Below are 25,271 nucleotides of genomic sequence, written 5' to 3'. Positions count from 1 at the left end.
CGACGACGATGAAGACCCGCCACGATCTCGCCGCGCTCATCGGCAAACGGCTGGAATACGACATGTTCCGTGTAGAACCCGGCTGGCCGCGCACGTTCGCCGTCAACCTGCCCCGACGGGACGAACTCGAATCGGACGCGCCGCGCTTCCTCGACATCGACGAGGACACCCGCCGGTGGGCAGGACGCTGCGGACTCGACGCGCAAGCGACGAGGCGTATCATCGGCGGCTGCCCGGTCGAATTCGTCGGCCATGTCACCGTCCCCGACGAACGGGCCGCCCTGCGCGCCGCGCCACGCGCCACGGCCGACGCGTACCGGACGGCTCGCTCGCGCATCGCCCGGCTCCAGGCCGAGAGCGGCGTCCCGGCCGACGTCGCGGCGCGTGTCGCACGGATGGTCAGGAACGAGAACGACGCGGACTTCGACCGGCTGATGACCGCCGCAGCCTACTTCGCCGCACATGACACGACCGGCCGGACCACGAGGATGGTGCCGCTTCCCGGATTCAGCGCCAAATGGCTCGACATGCGCAAATCACGCCTCGACGCCATACGGATCCTCACCGGCAAGGATGATCTGGGACTGGAGGAACGTCCCGCGGAACTGCGCTACCGGTTCCTCGACCCGGCCATGGCCGGAAGACCAGACCAGACGGTGGTCGAACCATCGTCGTACGACCCGACAACGGGCATCCGCTACGCGGTCATCGTGGAAAACAAGGACACCTACCGGAAGATGATGCCTCCCATCCGTCACGGCATCTGCGTGTTCGGCTCCGGGAACGCGGCCGTCCTCGTCCCTCAGCTCCTGCCATGGCTGGCCGCCCCGTCCATCAGCGTCGTCTACTGGGGAGACCTGGACGCACGCGGCTTCGAGATCCTCGCCTCGCTGCGCGACGCCGGCCTCGACTGCGCCAGCATGCTCATGGACCGGGCCACCTACGACGCATACGCCGTCTACGGCACCGACGTCGACGAACACGGCAACCCGATCCATCCCAGAGAACCCAAGCCACTGACCTCCCTGACCGACGCCGAACGGGCCCTCTACACGTTCCTCTGCACCGGCGCCGACGGAGGCCACCCACGCCTCGAACAGGAACGCATACCCGCCGAAACCGCAGCCGACCATCTACGATCACTCGGATTCCCACTGGCCTGAACAGATGAATACTGGCCGGCCGAATACTCCCCGCCGATGCCGCACTTATTCACTGGGCTGCGAACCCACCCGTCGAGTAGAATCGAACCCACCTGCAAAGAGATTACGGAGGTGGGCTAATGAGCCTTAGGGAACTTCGATTGAAACGTGGTCTGACACAGGATCAGCTAGCGAAAAAAATCCCCGGCATGAGTCGGGGACGCATCGCCGCTTACGAGGGCGGTCATCGAGCGATCGACGGCATGTCCTTAGCTACGGCGTTGAAATTCTGCGATGCACTTCATGTGTCGAACCCGAGGAAACTGTTAGAACCCGAAGGCGGTCACGCGGACGATATGGACGCGGACGCGTGACCTATCGCGAAGGTCGTATGGCCACACCTTGTGTGTGGTCCTGTCTCCCGGCCGTGGGAGACGTTACTGAACTCGCGATCGTCCTCACGAAGGTGAGACGGTGGTGTATCCCGAGCAGGATGGGATACTCTGAACATAATCGTTTAGGAGGTGGTGGTTATGACGACACTCGTCATGGAGCGTAGGGCACGGCGTCTGGCATCGGCACGTCTTCGTAAGGTGGCACAGCTGTCCGAAGCGGCCAATCTTGGCACGGACCTGCCCACGGGTATCCGCGTATACCGGTCGAAAGCCGATTTCATGGCGTCGATTCGCGCCGTTGCGGACAAGGTGGATGCGGAAAAGGCGTCGGCTCGTGTTTGAGTTCGCCGGCACGGATTGGTTCTACGCGGACCTGGAGCGGTTGCGTCGTTATCGTACCTACCTGTTCGATTCCGTCGTAGACCTGATCGACAACCATCTCGCAGAGTATGGCGGCGTACCCGATGAATGCGAGCCACACCGTCTGTCCCACGGCAACGGATGCCTTACCGGGTACATGGAATGCCATGTGGAAGACGACGTGCTGTTGGTATATCGCGTGGTCGGAATGCGCATCCTCCTCGTTCGCATCTGCACGCATTGGGAATTGTACACGTGCCGGTTTGACGCCGACGCGTGGCCCGACCCCGAGCGGGAGGCAATGGAAAAGGCCGCGCATGACATGACGGACAGCGGGATCGAAGCAGTACTGTTTGACTGACTGTCTTCTGCTGTGTCGAACCCGAGGCAACTCTTGGACCCTCAGGAGAACGAGAGCAAGCGGCAACGCTCGTAAATGGTTTCCTACCCCCATTCTTGAGAATCATCCCAAATCATCATCTGCGTGAAGGAACCGCGCTCATTGTCCCCGCTCATGAAGACGCGCATGACACGAGACCATAATGGAACGCGGTCTAGAAGAAGGTCTGCACACATATGAGACAGGCCTCGGGAGGGGTAGGCGGACATGGCACAACACATCAGCCAACACACGGCGCTCGCACAACGACGGCAACGCCGACGCACCCGCGCCGTCGCCGCACTGACCGCCACCATCCTCGTCCTAGGCACGGCCGCAGGCGGCACACTCCTATGGGAACACACGCACGGCATGCGACCCGGGGCGCTCGCGGGTGCCGCGGCGGGCCATATCGAGACGATGCTGCGCCCGGCGGGGGAGACGATGCCGCAAAACGAGGCGTCCGAACGGTATCCGTCGGTCGTCTCGCCGGTCGATTTCGACGGGGACGGCGTAGACGACTACACGGACATCCTCGACGGCGCTCGCAAGGATGCGCAGACCATGCCCGCGTACGACGGCGGCTACTACGAGGGCTGGTATCCGCCGGACGACCGGGGTGCGTGCACCGACGTGGTGTGGCGTGCGATGCGCGACGCCGGATACGATCTCAAGGCGATGGTCGACTCGGACATCGCCGCCCATCCGGACGCGTACGCGCAGGTCGTGTCGTCGCCCGATCCGAACATCGACTTCCGGCGCACCGGCGTGCTCGACGTGTTCCTCTCCCGGTACGCGGTCTCGTTGTCCACGTCGGTCGATCCGGCCGATCTGGGTGACTGGAACGGCGGAGACATCGTCGTGTTCGAGCATACGAGGCACATCGGCGTCGTGTCCGACCGGCGCGACGAGGACGGCCTGCCGTACATCATCCACAACATGGGGCAGAAGCATCGCGAGAACGACTATCTGGCGTTCCATACCCACATGACCGTCACCGGCCGGTACCGGTTCGACGCGTCCCGTATCCCCGCCGACGTGCTGCGCGCGTGGGGGCAGTGACCTGTTACCACGCTGAATGGGTCATGAATCTATCGTAGGTACGCACTTGGAGACATTGTCTCGTGAGGCTGCGTCCAATTTGTGATTGGTGATTTATTCGCAGGCAATCTGATGTGACCTGGTTTTGTTCCGTCTCATAGCAGAGATGGAACAAAACCAAGCTACTTCAGAAGCGCTCCAGTGATTGACGACCAGGAAGGAGTATTATCAGATTGCGAGAGCCGGCACTGTGGGAATGGCGGTTCTCTATGATGAAAAACAAAGTCATTCGATATGGTCGATGAGGACGAAAGGACAAGACGATGACTGCTTGGATGATTCGGGCCGGAAGGGGCGGCGTGTACGCCGCCGACTGGGTGGACCGTGGACTGATCGGCATCGGATGGGATTACAAGGGGCAGGACATAACCCGTATGACCCGGGACGAGCTCAAGGACACGTATCGTGAGATGCAGCCGTCGGCGAGCTCGAACCAAGTGGGGGCGGCCGTTGGCCAGTCTTGGCATTTCGCCCAGGATATGAAGGAAGGCAGCACTATCGTGCTGTACGATCCAGCCGAACGTAAATACCACATCGGCGAAGTAACGGGTGACTGCGTTCCCGTCGAGGACGACGACTCCGCAAGCTATGTCAGAACCGTCAAGTGGACATCGGACAAAAACCGGGACGATTTGTCCGGCAGTGCGAAGAACTCCTTAGGGTCCATTACCACGATATTCAAAGTCAAAGACGAAGTGCTCAAGGAGCTCGAATCGGAGCAACCGGTCGCGGATTCCGAATCCCGAGACGGAGATGACTCGGACGAAGCGATGACGGACGCCATATTTGCGTCATACGATGACGGCATTGAACGTATCAAGGACCGGATACGCGAGCTCGGATGGGCCGATATGGAGCTATTGACCGCGGGACTTCTCAGGGCGCTCGGCTATCATGCGTCCGTCACTCCAAAGGGAGCTGATGGCGGCCGTGACATCATCGCCGGCCCCGACCCGCTGGGAATGGAACCTCCCCGTATCATCGTTGAGGTCAAACATCGGCAGCATTCGATGGGTGCTCAGGAGGTGCGCGCATTTGTGGCCGGACTCCGTGACGGTGACCGTGGATTGTACGTGAGCACCGGAGGATTCAGTCGAGAGGCCCGCTATGAAGCGGATCGAGCGAATATTCCCGTCCGTCTGGTGAACCTAGACGATTTCGCACGTCTGTATACCGAAGCATATGACAGGATGGAGCCGGGCACGAGGGCACTTTTGCCGCTCACGCGCATCTGGTGGCCCGCCGACGAGTGACGCCCAATCCGGTCCTACGAGTCCGATTTAGGTGCGGGCTGAGTATGACGGTGTCGCCTGTCTGCCACATGGAAGACAGGCGACTCACGGAGCGTGCCGGGATTGTACTTCGAGCGCTTGAGGTTCCTACAGTGGGAGCCGGGTGCGCCGCATGGGGCGGCGCGTGGAGAATCGAGGATTCACGATGTGCGATGAGAGCATGCCCGTCGAGGACGGCGGCCTGTACGGTCTGGCGGCCTCGGACCCGGAGTATGCGGGGTTCCTGGCCGCGTTCATGCGCGGCGAGGTGCGCAATGAACCCGGTGCGAACCATCCGGACCTGGATGAGCGCACGCGCGCGATGGCGGTGCTGTCCGCGCTGATCGGATGCCAGGGCCTCGACGCGTACGCGCATGAGCTGGGCGAGGCGCTGGACGCGGGCGTCACGCCGGTCGAGGCCAAGGAGATCGTCTACCAGGCGACCGCGTACCTGGGCGTGGGCCGCGTGCTGCCGTTCGTGACTCGCACGAACGAAATCCTCAAGGAACGCGGCGTCGCACTGCCGCTGGCCGGTCAGGCGACGACCTCGCCGGCCACGCGCGTGCAGGCCGGCGAGGACGCGCAGGTCGCGATCTTCGGCGACCATATGCGCGGGTTCGCGCAGTCCGGACCGGAGGAGACGCGTCATATCAACCGGTGGCTGTCAGGCAACTGCTTCGGCGACTACTACACGCGCACCGGCCTCGACCATCGCCGGCGCGAGATGATCACCCTGTGCTTCCTGGCCGCGCAGGGCGGGTGCGAGCCGCAGCTGACCAGCCATGCGATGGGCAACATGCGCGTCGGCAACGACCGCGCGTTCCTGATCGCGGTCGTCTCCCAGTGCATGCCGTACCTCGGCTATCCGCGCACGCTCAACGCGATCCGCTGCATCGGCGAGGCCGCCAAGGCCATGCAGGCCTGACCGGATGTGCGGTCCTCCGGCATGCGGTCGGAATCACGGTCGTGGATATGCTGATGGGCCGCTTTCGGGGAATGATCCCGAAAGCGGCCCATCAGCATAACGACGGCCTTCTTCGGTGCCGCCGACTGCTCCGGTGGCGGCGAAACCGGCTATTCGCCGATGACGGAGCCGACGATGCCGGAGACGACGGCCATGACGAGCGAGCCGATCACGGACCACCAGAACCCGTGGATGACGACGCCCACGTCGAACAGGGTCAGGGCGAGCCATGACGCCAGTTCCATGAACATCCAGTTGACGACCAGCGCGAACAGCCCCAGCGACATGATCGACAACGGCAGGGCGAGCAGGTGGACGACGGGTTTGATCGACGCGTTGATCAACGCCATGAACAGGGCGAACGCGGCGACGCCCAGGATGGGCGGGTCGCCGACCGCGTGCATGCCGGGCAGGATCGCGACCATGACGCCCGCGGCGATGGTCAGCACGAGCCAGCGGGAGACGAACCCGCTCATGCGACGCGCACGCTCTGGCCGATCGTGTGCGATTCGCCCGGGGCGAGCACGATCGGACGGTCGCGGTTGGCGGCGGCCTCGACGCACACGAAGTCGCGCCATTCGCCCGCGCGCATGTCGGCCATCCTGTCGCCGCCCTCCTGGCCGGGGTTCCAGACCACGGTCTGCGGGGAGCCGGTCTTGCCGACGACGATGGTGCGGCCGAGCGCCTCGTCCTCGATGCGCAGCTCGTCCTCGGAGTAGTAGATGCGGTCGAGCACGGTCCCGTCGAACGCGACCGGATCGTCGCCCTGCTGGCAGACGGGGAAGTCCGGCTTGGTGCCGTCCAGGTAGGTGGCGTGCTCGAGTCCGGCGACGCGCGTGCGGGTCACGTCGCTGACCTGGAAGTAGGTGTGCAGCGCGGCCTCGTATTCGATCGGCGTGTCACCGGTGTTCTCCACGCGCAGGGTCACGCCGAGCGTGTCCGCGGCGTGGATGTCGAGTTCGGCGTAGAAATGTGGGTCGGGGCCGGAGATGAACCGGTCGAGCAGCTCCTGCGCGATGGTCGAGGAGTCGAGCGTGTACCGGGCGTGCGCGTCGGTGAGGGTGTCCTCGTCGAGCGTCCATGCAGAGACGCGCGCGAACCCGTGCTTGGGCTTCTTGGCGGTAGGCTCGCCGTGCGCGTAGCCGCCGTTGAACCAGGGGAAGATCACGGGGATGCCGCCGCGGATCGCCGTCTCCTCGCCCAGATAGATCGACTTGGGCTGCCAGACGACGGGCGTGGACTGGGATGCGGGCTTCCAGAGTGTCAGATGCGCGCCGTGGTCGCTCACCATGGCCGTGCCGGCGTCGTTGGCGAGCGTGCGCAGAATGAAGGTGTTGCTCATGCACGCCATGATACGCGCTCGTCCGCCGTCGGCGCGCATCCTCCGGAAACGACGATGCCGGCCCGGCGGAAACGGTGTTCCGCCGGGCCGGCATCAGAGGCGTCCCATGGGGGGAGCGGAGCCTTATTCGAGGGCGGCGCCCTTGCGTTCGGGCACGAGGAACATCGTGACGAACGCGACCGCGTAGATCAGCGAGATCGCGCCGATCGCGGTCGCGAACCCGTGCCCGTCGGCGATCGCGGCGATCGCGACCGGACCCAGGCCGCCGCCGATGAACCGGCCCGTGTTGTACAGGGCGGTCTGCGCGGTGGCGCGCAGGCTCGTCGGATACAGTTCCGAGATAAGCGCGCCGTAGCCGCCGATCATGCCGTTGGCGAACATGCCCATGAAGAAACCGCCCACGAGCAGCATCGTCGGATCGGACAGCAGACTGTAGGCGACGACCATGACGGCGGCGCCGACCTGGAAGATCCAGAACGCGGGACGGCGACCCAGATGGTCCGCGAGGAAGCCGAACACGGAGATGCCCAGCATCATGCCCAGCACCGTGACCGCGGTCCACAGGCCAGTCGACGTGAGCGACAGGTCCAGTTCGGTGTTCAGATAGCTCGGCAGCCACGTCATGATGCCGAAGTAGCCGCAGTTCTGCACCGCGCACAGGATGATGATCGCGATCGAATGGCGCGTGCGCTCCGGCGTCGCGAACAGGCCGCGCAGCGAACCGCGCTCCTCCTGCGATTCGCGCGACCGCACGTACAAGGGCGGTTCGGGCACGAACGCGCGGATCGCGATCGCCACGACCGCGGGCACGATGCCCACGGCGAACAGGCCTCTCCAGCCGAACGCGGTGATGATCGGCGCGCTCATCAGCGACGCGGCCAGCACGCCCACCTGGAAGCCCAGGCCTACGCCGCTGGTCGCCTTCGCACGGTTCTCCGGACTGGACGCCTCCGACGCGATCGCCATGCCGATACCGAACTCGGCGCCGATGCCCACGCCCGCGAGGAAGCGGAACAGGGCCATCGTCGCGAAGTTCGGTGCGAACGCCGACAGCAGCGTGAACACGCCGAAGAACACGACCGAATACGTCAGCACGCGGATGCGGCCGTACCGGTCGGCCATGCGGCCGAACGCCAGACCGCCCAGGAACGCGCCGGCCAGCGTGACCGTGGTCAGCGTGCCCGCGGTCGTGCGGTCCACGCCGAAGCTCGCCATGATGCCCGACATCGCGAACCCGAGGATCATCAGGTCCAATCCGTCCAGCGCGTGCCCCACGGCCGACGAGAACACCGCCAGCCCCGCGTAATGGCGCATGTCCTCGGCCTGCGCGCGGCTCCTACCTGCAAACGACATATGACTCCCAACTTCTCTGAAGGCAAAAAGGTCACCGGACAGTGTAGACGCGCGCCGCGAACACGCCGTGCGCGTGTCGCGCCGGCCGCATGCCGCACCGCGCTCCGGCATCGAACAAACGTTCGAACCGATGACGACGGGACGCGCTACCGTGGAACCCATCACGACGACGACAGGGCGCACGCCCCGGAAGGACGGACACGGCATGGGCACGACGAAGCGGACGGGACGGACCGGCACGGGGCACGACGCGGGCGCGCCCGTCGTCGAACGCATCATGGGCGGCGACGCCTACCTCGAACGCGAGATCCGCAGAGCGCCCCTGCGCCACACGCCCGACGGCGCGCTCGTCGCCGACATCTCACGCATCCCCAACGACCTGAAGATCACCGTCCAGGGTGCGCGCGAACACAATCTGCAGAACGTGGACCTGCAGATCCCGCGCAACCGGATGGTCGTGTTCACCGGCCTGTCCGGATCGGGCAAGTCGTCGCTCGCGTTCGACACGCTGTTCGCCGAGGGCCAGCGCCGCTACGTCGAATCCCTGTCCGCGTACGCGCGCCAGTTCCTCGGCCAGATGGACAAGCCCGACGTCGACTTCATCGAGGGCCTGAGCCCGGCCGTGTCGATCGACCAGAAGACCACGAACCGCAATCCGCGCTCCACCGTCGGCACCATCACCGAGATCTACGACTATCTGCGTCTCCTGTACGCGCGCATCGGCGAACCCCACTGCCCCGAATGCGGACGACCCGTCGCCGCCCAGACCCCGCAGCAGATGGTCGACGCGCTCCTGGACGCGCCGGAGCGCACCCGCTTCCAGATCCTCGCGCCCGTCGTGCGCGGTCGCAAGGGCGAGTTCGCGGACCTCATCGACCTGCTGCGCTCCGACGGGTACGCGCGCGCCCTCATCGACGGGAGCATGGTCCAATTGAGCGACGACATCACGCTCGCCAAGCAGAAGAAGCACACCATCGAGGTCGTCATCGACCGTCTCGTCGTCAAGGACGGCATCCGCCAGCGCCTCACCGACTCCGTCGAGACCGCGCTGCGGCTCGCCAAAGGCGTCATGGTCGCCGACTACGTCGACCTTGACCCCGACGACCCCGACCGTCGCCGACCGTTCAGCGAACACCGCGCCTGCCCCGAAGGCCACCAGCTCGAACTCGACGAGATCGAGCCGCGCACCTTCTCGTTCAATGCCCCCTACGGCGCCTGCCCCGACTGCACCGGCATCGGCTACTCGCTGGAGATCGACCCCGAACTCGTCATCCCCGACCCGTCCAAGACCCTCAACGAGGGCGCCATCGAACCCTGGGGTCTGACCAAGGGCACCGGCGACTACTACCGGCACGTCCTCGAAGGCCTCGGCCACGACATGGGCTTCGACCTCGACACCCCCTGGCAGGACCTGAGCGCCGACGTGCGCCACAGCATCATGTACGGCAAGGACTTCAAGGTCAACGTCTCCTACCGCAACCGGTGGGGGCGCATGCGCGAATACTCCACCGGATTCGAAGGCGTCGTGCGCACCCTCATGCGCCGCCACGACGAGACCGACTCCGACCAGATGAAGCAGTACTACGAGTCGTACATGCGCGAAGTCCCCTGCCAGGCCTGCCACGGGCGGCGCCTGCGCCCCGAAGTGCTCGCCGTCACCATCGACGGCCGGTCCATCGCCGACGTCTGCGACATGAGCGCCGCACACGCCCTCACCTGGGCCAACACCCTCGACCTCGAAGGCGCCAAGGCCCACATCGCCGGCGAGATCCTCAAGGAGATCCGCGCCCGGCTCGGCTTCCTCAACGACGTCGGCCTCAACTACCTGACCCTCTCGCGAGCCGCCAAGACCCTCTCCGGCGGCGAAGCCCAGCGCATCCGCCTCGCCACCCAGATCGGCTCCGGACTCGTCGGCGTCATGTACGTCCTCGACGAACCCTCCATCGGCCTCCACCAGCGCGACAACGACCGCCTCATCCGCACCCTCCACCACCTGCGCGACCTCGGCAACACCCTCATCGTCGTCGAACACGACCAGGACACCATCGAACAGGCCGACTGGCTCGTCGACATCGGCCCCGGCGCCGGCGAACACGGCGGCCACATCACCTACTCCGGCCCCGCCGCCAAACTCACCCAGGCCACCCGGTCCATCACCGCCGACTACATCGCCGGCCGCCGCACCATCGACACCCCCTCCACCCGACGCCAACCCCGCAACGGCAGCCTGCGCATCATCGGAGCACGCGAGAACAACCTCCGCAACATCACCGCCGACATCCCCCTCGGCATCCTCACCTGCATCACCGGCGTCTCCGGATCCGGCAAATCCACCCTCATCAACCAGATCCTCTACCCGGCCCTCGCCAACAGACTCAACGGCGCGCGCATCGTACCCGGCAAACACACCCGCGTCGAAGGCATCGACCAATGCGACAAGGTCATCCACGTCGACCAGAACCCCATCGGCCGCACCCCCCGATCCAACCCCGCCACCTACACCGGCGTCTGGGACAAGATCCGCACCCTCCTCGCCAAAACCCCCGAAGCCCAGGTACGCGGCTACGGCCCCGGACGATTCTCCTTCAACGTCAAAGGCGGCCGCTGCGAAGCATGCCACGGCGACGGCACCCTCAAAATCGAAATGAACTTCCTCCCCGACGTCTACGTCGAATGCGAAACCTGCCACGGCAAACGCTACAACCGCGAAACCCTCGAAGTCACCTACAACGGCAAAAACGTCGCCGACATCCTCGACATGCCCATCGAAGAAGCCGCCCGCTTCTTCAAACCCCACCCCGCCATCTCCCGCTACCTCGACACCCTCACCCAAGTCGGCCTCGGGTACATCAGACTCGGACAAAGCGCACCCACCCTCTCCGGCGGCGAATCGCAACGAGTCAAACTCGCCACCGAACTCCAACGCCGCTCCACCGGCCGCACCGTCTACATCCTCGACGAACCCACCACCGGCCTCCACTTCGAAGACGTGCGCAAACTCCTCCAAGTCCTCCACGGACTCGTCGACAAAGGCAACACCGTCATCGTCATCGAACACAACCTCGACGTCATCAAAACCGCCGACTGGATCATCGACCTCGGCCCCGAAGGCGGCGACAACGGCGGCACCATCATCGCCCAGGGAACCCCCGAACACATCGCCGCGCAACCCCAATCATGGACCGGCCAATACCTCAAACCCCTCCTGGAGCACCACGCATGACCGCCGACATCGAACGCCACGCACCCGACACCTGGCGCACCACCGCCAACCAACTCCGCCACACCTACACCCAAACCCACGCCACACCGACCGACACCACCCACACCAACCCCAACGGCGCACCACTCCTCGGCGACAGCCGCGACCGATTCCGCCCCAAAACCACCGACATCCCCACCTCACCCGGCGTCTACAAATGGCGCGACGGCCAAGGACAAGTCATCTACGTAGGCAAAGCCAAAAACCTACGCAACCGACTCGCCACCTACTTCCAACCCCTCGACCAACTCCACCCGCGCACCCAAACCATGGTCCTCACCGCGCACAGCCTCGAATGGACCACCGTCACCACCGAACTCGAGGCGCTCACCCTCGAATACCTCTGGATCAAAGAATTCAACCCACGATTCAACATCCAGTTCCGCGACGACAAAACCTACCCATACCTCGCCATCACCACCGACGAAACCTACCCACGCATATGGATCACCCGCACCCGCAACCACCCCCACGCGCGCTACTACGGTCCATACGCCAAACCCTGGCAACTCAAACAAACCCTCGACCAGCTCCAACACACCTACCCCATACGCACCTGCACCACCACCACCTTCAACAAAGCCCACAACAACAACCGCCCCTGCCTCCTCGCCTCCATCGGCAAATGCTCCGCCCCCTGCACCGGACACATCACCCCGGCCCAGCACCGACGACTCTGCGAACAACTCATCGCCACCGTCACCGGCCGGCACGGGCGCACGCATATCGCCAGGCTGACGCGTGAGATGAAGGAGGCCAGCGCCGCGCTCGAATTCGAGAAGGCCGCACGCCTGCGCGACGAGATCAAGGCGCTGGAGGCCGTGGCGCAGCGCAACGCGGTCGCGCTCGACGGACATACCGACGCCGACGTGTTCGGCCTCGCCTCCGACGAGCTCGAAGCGTCCGTCCACGCGTTCTACGTGCGCGACGGCGCGATCCGCGGCGAACGCAACTGGAGCGTCGAACGCGTCGAGGACGTGACCGACGCCGAACTCATCGCCGACCTGATCGAACAGGTGTACGGCGAAGCCGATGCGGCGGCCGCGTCCGGCACCCGCGTCTCCACGACCCGCGACGCGATCGGCGCGACGCAGTCGATGACGGCCGCCGACGCCGCCTCGCGCGCGCAGGCATCCAGGGAGCGGCGCGACCGGCAGGACCACACCGGCCGCGTCGACCTGCTCGCCCCCATCGCGCCCGTGCCGCGCGAGATCATCGTGCCCGTCGAACCGGCGCGGCGCGACGGGCTCGAAACGTGGCTCACCGGACTGCGCGGATCGGCGGTGTCGATCCGCACCGCCATGCGCGGCGACAAGAAGGCGCTGATGGACCGGGCGTCGCAGAACGCCGACCAGGCGCTCCAACGCAGCAAGGCGAGCCGCATCAGCGACATGGGGGCGCGCTCCGAGGCGATGAACGAGGTCGCCGAGGCGCTCGGCCTGCCACAGGCGCCGCTGCGCATCGAATGCTACGACATCTCCAACACGGTCGGCGGCGCCTATCAGGTCGCCTCCATGGTCGTGTTCGAGGACGCGATCGCACGCAAGTCCGAATACCGGCGCTTCGCCATCCGCGGCGAGAACGGCGCCGGCGCAGTCGACGACCTGAGCGCCCTGTACGAGACGCTGACGAGGCGGTTCCGCCACGGCAACATCGCCGGCGACTCCGGCGAGACGATGGACGCTGACGCGAAGACTCCTCCGGGCGTCGCCGACGGACAGGCGGAGTCCGGCGGGACGGCGGCGGCCGTCCGGACCGCCGAGCGCCGACGGTTCGCCTACAAGCCGAATCTCATCGTCGTGGACGGCGGCCGCCCGCAGGTCATGGCCGCCGCACGCGCGCTGGCCGACTGCGGCGTCGACGACGTGGCGCTGTGCGGCCTGGCCAAACGGCTCGAGGAGGTGTGGGTGCCGGACGACGACTATCCGATCATCCTCAAACGCCAGTCCGAAGGCATGTACCTGCTGCAGCGGGTGCGCGACGAATCGCACCGGTTCGCCATCGACTACCATCGGCGCATGCGCCGCAAGGGCGCGCTGCACTCCGCGCTCGACGACATCCCCGGAGTCGGTCCCGCCTATCGCAAGCGTCTGCTCGCGCATTTCGGATCGGTGCGTGCGATGCGCGAGGCGGGCGTCGAGGACCTGATGGCCGTTCAGGGCGTTGGACGGGCGAAGGCCGATGCGATCCACGCCGCGCTGCATCCGTCGCCGGCCGACGCGGGCGACGCTGGCAATGCGGATCATCCGGATCATCCGGATCATCCGAACCGTCCGGGCAACGCGGCCCCCGCGGACCGATAGCCCGATGCGGCCCGTAGGGTCGGCAGGGGCCTCGCAGCGGAATGCGGTGCGCTACCATATGTGACGTGAACGAAGGAGCAGAGGACATGACCGAGGTCAACCACCGTTGCGCCGTGCTCGGACGGCCGATCGCCCACTCCCTGTCGCCGGTGCTGCACCGGGCCGCCTACCGTGCGCTCGGACTCGACGACTGGGCGTACGACAGACACGATGTGGGGGAGGAGGACCTCGACGCGTTCCTGCGCGGGCTCGACCCCACATGGCGGGGCCTGAGCCTGACGATGCCGCTCAAGAAGACCATTCAGCCGTACGGCACGCCCTCCGACGTGTGGGCAGAACGGCTCGGCGTCGCCAACACCGCCGTCTTCGACTGGGAGCACCGCCACGTGGACGGTCTGCCCGCGGTGCGCCTGCACAACACCGACGTGCCGGGCATCGTCATGGCCATCGGCCATGCGATGGCGTGCGCCGGCCGCTCCGGCGACCTCGACGCGGCCTCGTCGGCCGTCGTCATCGGCAACGGCAACACCGCATCGTCCGCGGTCGCCGCGCTCGTCTCGATGATCGCCGGCCACGACGATGCGCGCATGACCGTAGTCGCGCGTCGTCCCGGCAGGAACCCCGACCCGGCGCGCGTCGCCGCGCTCGGCGGATGCGCGCGCTACGACGAGACGACCATCGCCGACTCCGTCGACGCGCTGCGCGACGCCGACCTGGCCGTCAGCACGATCCCCGGCCATGCCGCGGACGCCGTCGCCGCCGCGATCCTCGCCGACGACGGGTTCCGTCCGCACGGCGTCCTGCTCGACGTCGTGTACGACCCGCGCCCCAGCGCGCTCATCAAGGCGTGGCGCGGCAGGGGAGGGCTGGCGATCGGCGGCGAGGAGATGCTGCTGTACCAGGCCATCGCCCAGGTGGTGCTCATGACCGACCCCGACTGCGACGACATGCAGGCCGAACCGCGATGGAGCATGCTCGAGACCGCGATGCGCCGCGCATTGGAGGAGGCGCTGTGACCGATACGCGAATCACCTCGCCGGCGGACGGGTTCGAGGTGCTGCTCATCACCGGCATGTCCGGCGCGGGCCGCTCGCATGCGGCCGACAGCGTGGAGGACATGGGCTGGTACGTCGTCGACAACATGCCGCCGAAGCTGCTCGTGCCGCTGGTCGACATGATGACCAACGCCGGCGGCGCGTCGGCGGGCGTGCACCGGCTGGCCGCCGTCATCGACGTGCGCTCCCGCGACTACTTCGACGACCTGTCGGCCGTCATCGGCCATCTGGACGACCTTGGCGTACGCACGCGCATCCTGTTCCTCGACGCCAGCGACGACGTGCTCATCCGCCGCTACGAATCGGTGCGCCGTCCGCACCCGCTGCAGTCGGGCGGCCGTCTGATCGACGGCATCCACGACGAGCGCGCCCTGCTGGCGCATCTCAAGGGGCGGGCCGACATGGTCATCGACACGTCGGCGCTGAGCATCCACCAACTGTCGACCAAGCTGTACGAGGCGATGCTCGGCTCCGGGCCGCAGACCGTCGCCGTGCACATCTTCAGCTTCGGATTCAAATACGGGGTGCCGCTCGACGCCGACTTCGTGGCCGACGTGCGGTTCCTGCCCAACCCGTTCTGGGTGCCCGGCCTGCGCGATCTGACCGGACTGGACGCCCCGGTCTCGGACTACGTGCTGTCGAGCGAGGGGGCGTCCGACTTCCTCGACGCGTACGAGAAGGCCATGCTCACCGCCATCCGCGGCTACGCCCAGGAGGACAAGCACTTCGTGACCATCGCCGTCGGATGCACCGGCGGACAGCACCGGTCGGTCGCGATGAGCGAGGCACTGGCCGCCCGGCTGCGCGCCCACGGGCTCGAGGTGAGCGTCTCCGCGCGCGAGCTGCAGCGGCGACACCAACGCCACTGACCGCACCTGCCCACATGGCGAGAAACACAGGCCCGCGAAGTGGGCGGATGCGGTTGAGTTGTCCAAGTGATTCGGTATCACAGTAAGCCGTCGGCGGCGTGGAGCGACCGCCCGCCATACGGCCGAAAGCATTGAGAAGAACAGGAAATTGAGGAGGTTGGCTCTTGGCTCTTCTGGATGACGTCAAAAGCGAACTCGCTGCGATCGACAATGAGCTTCCCGCCGCCCGGAAGGCGCAGGCCACCGCGATGATCCGCTTCGGCGGCGGACTGCGGCTCGTCCAGCGCCAGATCATCGTGCAGGCCCAGTTCGACTCCCTCGACGCGGCGAAGTGGCTGCAGGAGAACATCAAGGAGCTGTACGGTCACGAGGCGGCCCTCACCCAGGTGTCCCGCCAGACCCCCAACGGCGTGGTGCAGCGCTACCTCATCCACGTCGACCGCGGCGGCGCCGCACTCGCCCTGCAGACCGGTCTGCTCGACCGGCGCAAGCAGCTGGTGCGCGGCCTGCCCGCCGAGATCGTCAACGGCAACATCGCCCAGGTGAAGGCCGCATGGCGAGGCGCGTTCCTCGCGCACGGCGGCCTGTCTGACCCGGGCAAGGCCAGCTATCTGGAGATCACCTGCCCGTGCAACGAGGCCGCCCTCGCGCTGGTGGGCGCCGCCCGCCGTCTGGGCATCAGCGCCAAGCCGCGCCAGCTGCGCAGCTCCGAGCGCGTCACCCTCAAGGACCCGGACGCGATCGAGCGCATGCTCAACCTGATCGGCGCGCCCCGCTCCGCCCGCGAATGGACCGGCAAGCGCTCCGATGGCGAGGCCCGCGGCAAGGCGAACCGACTGGCCAACTTCGACGACGCGAACATGCGCCGCAGCGCCAAGGCCGCCGCCGAGGCCAGCGAGAAGGTCCGTCAGGCGTTCGAGATTCTGGGCGACGACATCCCCGACAACCTCAAGGCCGCCGGCCAGCTGCGCCTCGACCACGGCGACGCCAGCCTCGAGGAGCTGGGCCGTCTCGCCGAGCCGCCGATCACCAAGGACGCGATCGCCGGCCGCATCCGCCGCCTGCTGCAGCTCGCGTCCAAGACAGCCAAGGCCCGCGGCATCGAATTCTGACGCCGTCCGGCCCCGGTGCCCGGCGCCCGGAGCCGGACAGGTCCGGGCACGGCAGTGCCCATCCGCAAAAACCGCCTTTTCGCACCGCGAAAGGCGGTTTTTGTTCGTCAAACCCTGTATCATCGCTTATGGCGTATATCCGCGTCGTTACAGGAAAGGATATTCATGAAGACACTCAAGGATCTCGGAGACCTCAAGGGCAAGCGCGTCCTCGTCCGCGCCGATTTCAACGTCCCGCTCAAGGACGGCGTGATCACCGACGACGGCCGCATCCGCGCCGCCCTGCCGACCATCACCGCCCTGCGCGAGGAAGGCGCCAAGGTCATCCTGATGGCCCACCTGGGCCGCCCGAAGGGCCAGGTCATCGCCGACTACTCCCTCGCCCCGGTCGCCGCCCGCCTCAGCGAGCTGCTCGGCATCGAGGTTCCGCTGGCCGCCGACACCTACGGCGAGGACGCCCAGGCCAAGGTCGCCGCGATGAACGACGGCGACGTCGTCCTGCTCGAGAACGTGCGCTTCAACCCGGAGGAGACCTCCAAGGACGCCGACGAGCGCGCCGCCTACGCCAAGAAGATCGCCGCCCTCGGCGAGGCCTTCGTGTCCGACGGCTTCGGCGTGGTCCACCGCGCCCAGGGCTCCAACTACGACGTCGCCGCCGACCTGCCGGCCGCAGCCGGCCTGCTCGTCGAGAAGGAAGTCACCGCCCTGTCCAAGGCGACCGTCGACGCGGAGCGTCCGCTGACCGTCGTCCTCGGCGGCTCCAAGGTCTCCGACAAGCTCGGCGTCATCGAGAACCTGCTCGACAAGGCCGACCGTCTGGTCATCGGCGGCGGCATGGTGTTCACCTTCCTCAAGGCCAAGGGCCTCGAGGTCGGCACCTCCCTGCTCGAAGAGGACCAGATCGAGAAGGTCCAGGGCTACATCGCCACCGCCGAGAAGAACGGCGTCGAGCTGGTCCTGCCGACCGACATCGTCGTGAACCCGGGCTTCCCGGCCGGCGAGACCCCGGTCGCCCCGGAGGTCGTGGCCGCCGACGCCATCCCGGCCGACAAGATGGGCCTGGACATCGGTCCGGACTCCCAGAAGCTGTTCCACGACAAGATCGTGGACTCCAAGACCGTGGTGTGGAACGGCCCGATGGGCGTGTTCGAGATCGACGCCTTCGCCGACGGCACCCGCGCCGTGGCCCAGGGCCTCGTCGACGCGACCGCGGCCGGTGCGTTCACCATCGTCGGCGGCGGCGACTCCGCCTCCGCGGTGCGCAACCTCGGCTTCCCGGAGGACGGCTTCTCGCACATCTCCACCGGTGGCGGCGCCTCCCTCGAATTCCTCGAGGGCAAGCAGCTCCCGGGCCTGACCGTGCTCGACTGATGCGTCCCCGGCTATCGCTGACGCGATAGCGACCATGGCGCCCCTCCTCGGAGGGGCGCCATGGTCGCATCCGTTCCGAAAACCATCCGGAACGCCGGACGACACCGATGACGAAAGGACACGCCCTTGGCATCACGCATTCCGCTGGTGGCCGGCAACTGGAAGATGAACTTCGACCACCGCGAGGCCACGTACTTCGTGCAGAAGCTCGCATGGCTCCTGCGCGACGCGCGCTTCGACTACCACGCCTGCGAGGTGGCCCTGATGCCGTCCTTCACCTCGCTGCGCAGCGTGCAGGTGCTCGTCGAGGCCGACCGGCTGAAGATCCGCTACGGCGCGCAGGCCGTGTCCGTCACCACCCAGGGCGCGTTCACCGGCGACGTGTCCGCCGACATGCTCGCCGCGCTCGGATGCACGTACGTGATCGTCGGCCATTCCGAACGCCGCAAATACCATCCCGAGGACGACGCCAACATCGTCGACCAGGTGCGCGCCGTGCTCGCCGCCGGCATGAAGCCGATCCTGTGCGTGGGGGAGAGCTTCGAGGAGCGCCGTCAGGGCATCGAGCTCGACTTCGCCGTCGGCCAGGTCCACGACGTCACCCGCGACCTGTCGAGCGACCAGGCCGCCGAACTCGTCATCGCCTACGAACCCGTGTGGGCCATCGGCACCGGCATGGTCGCCACCCCGCAGTCCGCCCAGGAGGCCGCCCAGGCGATCCGCGCCGACCTGGCCGCCACGTTCGATGAGGACGTCGCCGAACGCGTGCGCATCCTCTACGGCGGCTCCGTCACGTCGAAGAACGCCGTCGAGCTGATCGGCGAGCCGGACGTGGACGGATTCCTCATCGGCGGCGCCGCGCTCGACCCGGACGAACTGTCCCTGATCGCCCGGCTGACGGCGAAAACGGTCCGCTAGCCGAGTCCCGCACGATTTTTTCAACGCCCTGCGCTATCATCGGACGCAGTATTCACGAATTGGAGGTTCGCCCGTGTCCGCTATGGCCATTGTCAAGCTTGTGCTGCAGATCATTCTCGTCGTCTTCAGCCTGCTGCTCACCCTGCTCATCCTCATGCACAAGGGCAAGGGCGGCGGCCTGTCCGACATGTTCGGCGGCGGCCTGACCCAGAACGCCGGTTCGTCGGGCGTCGCGGAGAAGAACCTGAACCGCTGGACCGTGATCATCGCGCTGCTGTGGGCCGCGATCATCATCGCCCTGGGCCTGATGGCCAAGTTCAGCCTGATCTGACGCACCCGCGGCCGCACCGCAGCATACCGCACAAACACCGTCAATGAGCCATGACCGACGACGATCATGGCTCATTTTCCATGTAAGGAGCCAATCATGAGCAGCGTAAGCCGCAACAAGGTCGTCATCGTCGGCACCGGCCAGGTGGGCGCGACGGCCGCCTTCTCCATCGTCACGCACGGCCTGTGCAACGAGCTCGTCCTCATCGACCACATCGGCGCCAAGGCGCTCGGCGAGGCCCGCGACCTCGACGACGGCAGCGAATTCCAGGACCGTCACGTGCGCGTGCGCGTCGGCGACTACGACGACTGCGCCGACGCCGACATCGTCGTCATCACCGTCGGCCGCAAGCCGCCGGCCGACTCGAACCGTCTCGCCGAACTCGGCTTCACCGTCGGCCTCGTCGGCGACGTGGTCGACAGGGTCATGGCGTCCGGATTCGACGGCGTGATCATCATGGTCTCCAACCCGGTCGACGTGATGGCCTGGTATGCGTGGAAGCGCAGCGGCCTGCCCCGCACGCAGGTGATCGGCACCGGCACCGCGCTCGACACGTCCCGTCTCAAGACGATCATCGGCGAGGAGACCGGACTCGACCCGCGCAACGTGGGCGGCTTCGTGATGGGCGAGCACGGCGACTCCCAGTTCGCCGCATGGTCGACCGTGTCGCTCGGCGGCAAGCCGTTCGACCGCTTCCTCGCCGACAACCGGGACCGCTTCGCGTCCGTGTCGCCGGCCGAGGTCGAGGCCAAGACCCGCCGCCGCGGCGACGACATCGTCAAGGCCAAGGGCGGCACCAACTACGGCATCGCCTCGACGGTCGCCGGCATCGTGCAGACGATCCTGTGGGATGAACGCCGCATCGTGCCGGTGTCCACGCTGCTCGACGGCGAATACGGCGAACACGACGTGTTCCTCGGCGTGCCGACCGAGCTGCGTGCCAACGGCGCCAACGAGATCGTCGAACTCGACCTGACCGACGAGGAGATGGCGCGCCTCCACCGTTCCGCCGACCTCGTCCGCTCGCACTGCGAGGGGCTGCTGTGAGCGGCGCCGCACACGATTCGGTGAGGCTCGTCGTCGCCGACCTCGACGGCACGCTCCTGCACGGGGCCGACACGTTCGAAGGCCGCTTCATCACGCAGCGGTCCGTCGACGCGATCGAACGGCTGCACGACGCCGGCTACCTGTTCGCCATCGCCACCGCGCGCCCGGTGAGCACCGGGCTCGCGTTCGCCGAACGCCTGCCGGCCGACGCGGTCGTCTACCTCAACGGCGCGCTCATCGACTTCAAACCGGAACGCTCCGACTACGCGCTGCTCACCGGCGCGCGTCCGGCCGAACCCGGCCATCTGGTGAAGATCGGCTTCCCGTCGGGCCGCGCGTGCGACGTGTGCCGCATGATGCTCGCCGAGATGCCCGACCTGCAGCTGGGCATCGTCATGGACGACGTGCGGTACACGAACTTCGACGTGAGCGTCTACTGGAAGACGCAGACCTGGCGCTACACGGACTTCACCGACGTCCCCGACGGCATCGCCGACAAGCTCATCGTCTTCCCGCGCCCCGAGCAGACCGACCGGCTCGCCGCGCTCGTCCCCGACGACTTCGACGTGCACGTCTCCGAAGGCGTCATGTGGATGCTGATGAGCCCCGAATCCAACAAGGAGCACGCGCTGTCCATCGTGTGCGAGCGGCTGGGCGTGCGCCCCGAGCAGACCGTCGCGTTCGGCGACGACGTCATCGACGTGGCGATGCTGCGCGCCGCCGGCATCGGCGTCGCCGTCGCCAACGCGAATCCGGACGCGCTGGCCGCCGCCGACGAGGTCTGCCCGTCGAACGACGAGGACGGCGTCGCGCAGTGGATCGAGAGCCGGCTGCTGGACAGGCCGGCGGTGGATCCGCGCTGACCGTCGCGACGATGCGACGGCACGCGAGTCGCTGACGGATATGCGTCGTACGTCCATCGGCGCCGGCGTGCGATCGGGCCCGGCTGCGTGGCGGCCGTTCCACCAAACGGAACGGCCGCCGCGCAGCCGGGCCCGACGCCGTTACCCTGTACAACGGTAACGACCGAACCGGCCGCCCCGGAATGCGGGCAGGCCGCCCGAACAGGGGAGTGGATATGTCGCTGGCAGTGCGAGTCATTCCGTGTCTGGACGTCGACGCCGGACGCGTGGTCAAGGGCGTGCATTTCGAGAACCTGCGCGACGCCGGCGATCCGGTCGAGCTCGCCGCCGAATACTACCGTCAGGGAGCCGACGAGCTCACCTTCCTCGACGTGACCGCATCCAGTTCGCATCGCGCCACGATGGTGGACGTCGTGGCCAGGACCGCCGAGCAGGTGTTCATCCCGCTGACCGTCGGCGGCGGCGTGCGCACGCCGGAGAACGTGGATTCGCTGCTGCGCTGCGGCGCCGACAAGGTCGGCGTGAACACGGCCGCGATCAACGACCCGACGCTCATCAGCCGCGTCGCCGAACGTTTCGGCAACCAGGTGCTGGTCCTGTCGGTCGACGCGCGGCGCGAACGCGGCGAACGGCACACCGAATCCGGATTCGAGGTCACGACGATGGGCGGCCGCAAGTCGACCGGCATCGACGCCGTATGGTGGGCGCGCCGCGCCGAGGAGCTGGGCGCCGGCGAGATCCTCCTCAACTCGATGGACGCCGACGGCACGCAGCAGGGATTCGACCTGGAGATGATCCGCGCCGTACGCCGCGAGGTGAAGATCCCGATCATCGCATCGGGCGGCGCCGGCAAGGCCTCCGACTTCCCGCCGGCCATCGACGCCGGCGCCGACGCGGTGCTCGCCGCGTCGATCTTCCACTACGGCAAGGTGACCATCGGCGAAGTCAAGGACGAGCTGCGCGCGGCCGGATACACGGTGCGCTGACCGGCGCGACGGCACGGAATACGGACGATACGACACAAACGGACTACAGGAACGAAGTGAACGACATGACTACGGTGAACGGCATCGGCGCGACGGCCGACGGATACGACAATGCGACGACGCTCGACCCGCGCATCGCGGCGCGGCTCAAGCGCGACGCGAGCGGACTGGTCGCGGCCGTCGTCCAGCAGCACGACACGCGCGAGGTGCTCATGGTCGGCTACATGGACGATGAGGCGCTGCGACGCACCCTGACCGGCGGACGCGTCGTGTTCTGGTCGCGGTCCCGCCGCGAATACTGGCGCAAGGGCGACACGTCCGGCCACGCCCAGTACGTGAAGTCCGTGTCGCTCGACTGCGACGGCGACGCGCTGCTCGTCGAGGTCGACCAGGTCGGCGCCGCCTGCCACACCGGCAAACGCACCTGCTTCCTGGAAGGCGGATCGCTGCCGTGCGCCGAAGGCCGCCGCCCCGACGGGCAAGGGGCGACAGCGGATGCATCGGATGTCTCGGACGATTCGGGCAAGGAGGATCGGGCATGAGCGAATGCAGCGTCGAACGACTGACCTGGGGAGCGACCTGGCCGAGCCGTGAACTGTTCCACGAACTGGCCGACGAAGGCTACCGGGTCATCCCGATCGTGCGCCGGCTGCTCGCCGACTCGCTCACCCCGGTCGGCTTCTACGAGCGGCTGGCCGGCGGCCGGAGCGGCACGTTCATCCTCGAATCGGCCGAATACGGCGGCACGTGGAGCCGCTACAGCTTCATCGGCGTGCACGCGATGGCGCAGCTGCGCTCCAACGGCGGCCGGGCCGACTGGCTGGGCGCCGTGCCGGCCGGCGTGCCCGAGCACGGCGACGTGATCGACGTCGCACGCGCGACGCTCGACATCCTCAAGGCGCCGCATGTCGACGGCCTGCCGAACCTGACCAGCGGACTGGTCGGCACGGTCGGCTGGGACGCGATCCGGCATTGGGAGCCGACGCTGCGCGCCGAAGCGCCCGACGAGACCGGACAGCCGGAGACCGTGCTCGCCCTGGCGACCGACATCGCCGTCGTCGACCACGTGTCCGGCTCGGTGTGGCTCATCGCGAACGCGGTCAACGTCGACGACCGTCCCACCCGCGCCGACGCCGCCTACGACGAGGCCGTCGCCCGGCTCGACCGCATGCAGCGCGACGCGGCCACGCCGACCGACGGCGAGGCGCGCGTCAACGTGCTCGACCAGTCCGTCGCCCAGCCCGAACTGCGCTTCCGCACCGAGAAGGACCGTTACGAGCAGGCCGTTGAATCGGCGAAACGGCATATCGTCGACGGCGACGTCTTCCAGGTCGTCATCTCCCAGCGGCTCGACATCAACTCGCCGGCCGACCCGTTCGACGTGTACCGCGTGCTGCGCACGCTCAACCCCAGCCCGTACATGTACTTCATGGCGCTCACCGACGCCGAGGGCCGTGACTTCACCGTGATCGGCTCCAGCCCCGAGACGCTCATCAAGGTCGACCGCGGGCATGCGATGACGTTCCCGATCGCCGGCTCCCGCCCTCGCGGCGCCACGCCGGAGGAGGACGCGCGCCTCGCGAAGGAGCTGCTCGCCGATCCCAAGGAGCGCAGCGAGCACATCATGCTCGTCGACCTCGCCCGCAACGACCTGAGCCGCGTGTGCGACCCGACCAGCGTGGAGGTCGTCTCGCTCATGGACATCAAACGGTTCAGCCACATCATGCACATCTGCTCGACCGTCACCGGACGCGTGAACGCGGATATGAGCGCGTTCGACGTGTTCACGTCCGCGTTCCCGGCCGGCACGCTGTCCGGCGCGCCCAAACCGCGCGCGGTCGAGATCATCGACGAGCTGGAACCGGCCGACCGCGGCATCTACGGCGGCACCGTCGGCTACTTCGACCTGTCCGGCAACCTCGACATGGCCATCGCGATCCGCACCGCATTCATCCGCGACCATGAGGCGAGCGTGCAGGCCGGCGCCGGCATCGTGCTCGACTCCGTGCCCGAGACCGAATGGACCGAGACCCGCAACAAGGCCGCGGCCAGCGTCGAGGCGGTGAAGATCGCCGCCCAGCTGCGCGCACTGTAGCGTCTCGCCGGCATACGCCGTATGAATGAGCCCGGTGCAGCCCTCCTCTGGAGAGTCGCACCGGGCTCATTCGCATATCCGGTCCGCCGGCACGGTCGCCACGATCATCGGACGGCCGATGCGGCCGATCGCGTCGCCTTCCATTCGTCGGCGGTGATGATGCGGAGCGTCTCGTCATGGTATTCGCCGATCAACGGGAACCGATGATGCTTCAACTGGCCGGCGACCGTCATGCCGCACTTCTCCATCACACGGCCGGACTGCGTGTTCTCGACGTAGTGGGCGCCCCACACGGCGTCCACATGCAGCACGTCGAACGCGTAGCCGAACACGGCACGCAGCGCCTCGGGCATGTATCCCTTGCCCCAGAACGGGCAGCCGACCCAGTAGCCGACCTCCAGCACATTCCCATCGGCATAGCGGACATACCGTTCATCGATCATGGAACCCGGTTCGCCATTCCCGTCAAAGTGACGCATCGGCTTCAGATCGATGCACCCAACCGGCTCGCTGACGCCGACACCCGCCGACGCGGCGTCCCGGATGGTGACGGCCCAATTGTTCTCGACCGAGAACACGTTCCGGATGACCCCCATGCTCTCCTCCACATCCCCATGCGGCGGCCAGCCGCACAACGGCCCGATCCGCTGATCCGAAGCATACCCGAACAGCGACTCTGCCTCGGCCCGGTCGTCGGCCCTCCACGGGCGCAGCAGCAGACGCTCAGTCTCGATGGTTTCGCTCATCGCATC

The 25,271-nt window shown here is 66.9% G+C and carries 24 protein-coding genes; 20 read left to right on the top strand and 4 right to left on the bottom strand.

All coding sequences use genetic code 11. The annotated features are described in order from the left end of the window. Positions 1 to 8 precede the first annotated feature (8 nt). The 7 genes from D2E24_RS06445 (at position 9) to D2E24_RS06415 (ending at position 5,573) form a co-directional block, all read left to right on the top strand. Positions 9 to 1,163: a DUF3322 and DUF2220 domain-containing protein gene (locus D2E24_RS06445; protein WP_125968523.1), complete on the top strand. Its 1,155-nt coding sequence runs from the start codon at positions 9 to 11 to the stop codon at positions 1,161 to 1,163. Between the two features lie 119 nt (positions 1,164 to 1,282). After that, entirely contained in the window at positions 1,283 to 1,516 is a 234-nt protein-coding gene (locus D2E24_RS06440; RefSeq protein ID WP_125968522.1) for a helix-turn-helix domain-containing protein, read from the top strand. A 159-nt stretch (positions 1,517 to 1,675) separates the two neighbouring features. After that, positions 1,676 to 1,879 carry a hypothetical protein gene (locus D2E24_RS06435; protein WP_125968521.1) on the top strand — a complete coding sequence of 68 codons (204 nt, stop codon included), beginning with the start codon at positions 1,676 to 1,678 and terminating at the stop codon, positions 1,877 to 1,879. Further along, positions 1,872 to 2,258 (top strand): type II toxin-antitoxin system mRNA interferase toxin, RelE/StbE family, encoded by a 387-nt coding sequence (locus D2E24_RS06430; RefSeq protein ID WP_164521040.1) that lies wholly within the window; start codon positions 1,872 to 1,874, stop codon positions 2,256 to 2,258. Before D2E24_RS06435 ends, D2E24_RS06430 begins: the two co-directional genes overlap by 8 nt. 246 nt (positions 2,259 to 2,504) lie before the next feature. Beyond that, on the top strand, positions 2,505 to 3,338 hold the full coding sequence (locus tag D2E24_RS06425; protein WP_125968519.1) for a DUF1287 domain-containing protein: 834 nt from the start codon (positions 2,505 to 2,507) through the stop codon (positions 3,336 to 3,338). Between the two features lie 302 nt (positions 3,339 to 3,640). Next, positions 3,641 to 4,630, top strand: coding sequence for a restriction endonuclease (locus D2E24_RS06420; RefSeq protein WP_241222893.1), 990 nt, complete (start codon positions 3,641 to 3,643; stop codon positions 4,628 to 4,630). Positions 4,631 to 4,814: 184 nt separating this feature from the next. Further along, positions 4,815 to 5,573, top strand: a complete 759-nt coding sequence (locus D2E24_RS06415; protein WP_125968518.1) for a carboxymuconolactone decarboxylase family protein — start codon at positions 4,815 to 4,817, stop codon at positions 5,571 to 5,573. Positions 5,574 to 5,722: 149 nt separating this feature from the next. Here the strand turns inward: D2E24_RS06415 and D2E24_RS06410 are convergent, their stop codons facing one another. The 3 genes from D2E24_RS06410 to D2E24_RS06400 form a co-directional block, all read right to left on the bottom strand. Further along, positions 5,723 to 6,088, bottom strand: a complete 366-nt coding sequence (locus tag D2E24_RS06410) for a phage holin family protein (RefSeq protein ID WP_125968517.1) — start codon at positions 6,086 to 6,088, stop codon at positions 5,723 to 5,725. Next, positions 6,085 to 6,954, bottom strand: coding sequence for a D-hexose-6-phosphate mutarotase (locus D2E24_RS06405; protein ID WP_125968516.1), 870 nt, complete (start codon positions 6,952 to 6,954; stop codon positions 6,085 to 6,087). Before D2E24_RS06405 ends, D2E24_RS06410 begins: the two co-directional genes overlap by 4 nt. Positions 6,955 to 7,077: 123 nt before the next feature. Continuing rightward, positions 7,078 to 8,307, bottom strand: coding sequence for an MFS transporter (locus tag D2E24_RS06400; protein ID WP_125968515.1), 1,230 nt, complete (start codon positions 8,305 to 8,307; stop codon positions 7,078 to 7,080). Between the two features lie 205 nt (positions 8,308 to 8,512). On the opposite strand from D2E24_RS06400, the gene uvrA reads away from it, so the two are divergent. From uvrA to trpE, 13 genes are all read left to right on the top strand, one after another. Further along, a complete protein-coding gene (gene uvrA, locus D2E24_RS06395; RefSeq protein ID WP_125968514.1) occupies positions 8,513 to 11,530 on the top strand; it encodes an excinuclease ABC subunit UvrA in 3,018 nt (1,005 codons plus the stop codon). Then, positions 11,527 to 13,872 carry an excinuclease ABC subunit UvrC gene (gene uvrC, locus D2E24_RS06390; protein ID WP_125968513.1) on the top strand — a complete coding sequence of 782 codons (2,346 nt, stop codon included), beginning with the start codon at positions 11,527 to 11,529 and terminating at the stop codon, positions 13,870 to 13,872. The genes uvrA and uvrC overlap by 4 nt, the downstream gene beginning before the upstream one ends. 86 nt (positions 13,873 to 13,958) lie before the next feature. Then, entirely contained in the window at positions 13,959 to 14,888 is a 930-nt protein-coding gene (locus tag D2E24_RS06385; protein WP_125968547.1) for a shikimate dehydrogenase family protein, read from the top strand. Next, entirely contained in the window at positions 14,885 to 15,796 is a 912-nt protein-coding gene (rapZ, locus tag D2E24_RS06380; protein WP_241222892.1) for an RNase adapter RapZ, read from the top strand. Before D2E24_RS06385 ends, rapZ begins: the two co-directional genes overlap by 4 nt. A gap of 164 nt (positions 15,797 to 15,960) precedes the next feature. Further along, a complete protein-coding gene (gene whiA / locus D2E24_RS06375; RefSeq protein WP_125968511.1) occupies positions 15,961 to 16,908 on the top strand; it encodes a DNA-binding protein WhiA in 948 nt (315 codons plus the stop codon). A gap of 165 nt (positions 16,909 to 17,073) precedes the next feature. Then, the gene (locus D2E24_RS06370; RefSeq protein WP_125968510.1) at positions 17,074 to 18,279 is read left to right on the top strand and encodes a phosphoglycerate kinase; all 1,206 of its coding nucleotides are present in this window, start codon (positions 17,074 to 17,076) and stop codon (positions 18,277 to 18,279) included. Positions 18,280 to 18,405: 126 nt separating this feature from the next. Further along, positions 18,406 to 19,197, top strand: coding sequence for a triose-phosphate isomerase (tpiA, locus tag D2E24_RS06365; RefSeq protein ID WP_125968509.1), 792 nt, complete (start codon positions 18,406 to 18,408; stop codon positions 19,195 to 19,197). A gap of 82 nt (positions 19,198 to 19,279) precedes the next feature. Then, the gene (gene secG, locus D2E24_RS06360) at positions 19,280 to 19,528 is read left to right on the top strand and encodes a preprotein translocase subunit SecG (RefSeq protein WP_125968507.1); all 249 of its coding nucleotides are present in this window, start codon (positions 19,280 to 19,282) and stop codon (positions 19,526 to 19,528) included. A gap of 96 nt (positions 19,529 to 19,624) precedes the next feature. Next, the gene (locus D2E24_RS06355) at positions 19,625 to 20,575 is read left to right on the top strand and encodes an L-lactate dehydrogenase (RefSeq protein ID WP_125968505.1); all 951 of its coding nucleotides are present in this window, start codon (positions 19,625 to 19,627) and stop codon (positions 20,573 to 20,575) included. Continuing rightward, entirely contained in the window at positions 20,572 to 21,438 is an 867-nt protein-coding gene (locus tag D2E24_RS06350; protein ID WP_125968503.1) for an HAD family hydrolase, read from the top strand. Before D2E24_RS06355 ends, D2E24_RS06350 begins: the two co-directional genes overlap by 4 nt. A gap of 215 nt (positions 21,439 to 21,653) precedes the next feature. Continuing rightward, positions 21,654 to 22,424 (top strand): imidazole glycerol phosphate synthase subunit HisF, encoded by a 771-nt coding sequence (hisF, locus tag D2E24_RS06345; RefSeq protein WP_125968501.1) that lies wholly within the window; start codon positions 21,654 to 21,656, stop codon positions 22,422 to 22,424. A 65-nt stretch (positions 22,425 to 22,489) separates the two neighbouring features. Beyond that, entirely contained in the window at positions 22,490 to 22,966 is a 477-nt protein-coding gene (hisI, locus tag D2E24_RS06340; protein ID WP_125968499.1) for a phosphoribosyl-AMP cyclohydrolase, read from the top strand. Next, a complete protein-coding gene (gene trpE, locus D2E24_RS06335; RefSeq protein ID WP_125968497.1) occupies positions 22,963 to 24,519 on the top strand; it encodes an anthranilate synthase component I in 1,557 nt (518 codons plus the stop codon). Before hisI ends, trpE begins: the two co-directional genes overlap by 4 nt. Before the next feature lie 104 nt (positions 24,520 to 24,623). Here trpE and D2E24_RS06330 read toward each other — a convergent pair whose 3' ends face one another. Further along, entirely contained in the window at positions 24,624 to 25,265 is a 642-nt protein-coding gene (locus D2E24_RS06330; RefSeq protein ID WP_125968496.1) for a GNAT family N-acetyltransferase, read from the bottom strand. Positions 25,266 to 25,271: the final 6 nt, after the last annotated feature.

The organism is Bifidobacterium samirii, assembly GCF_003952945.1.
Taxonomy (GTDB): domain Bacteria; phylum Actinomycetota; class Actinomycetes; order Actinomycetales; family Bifidobacteriaceae; genus Bifidobacterium; species Bifidobacterium samirii.
Note: the sequence above shows the minus strand (reverse complement) of the source record. Positions and strands in the feature narration are given on the sequence as shown.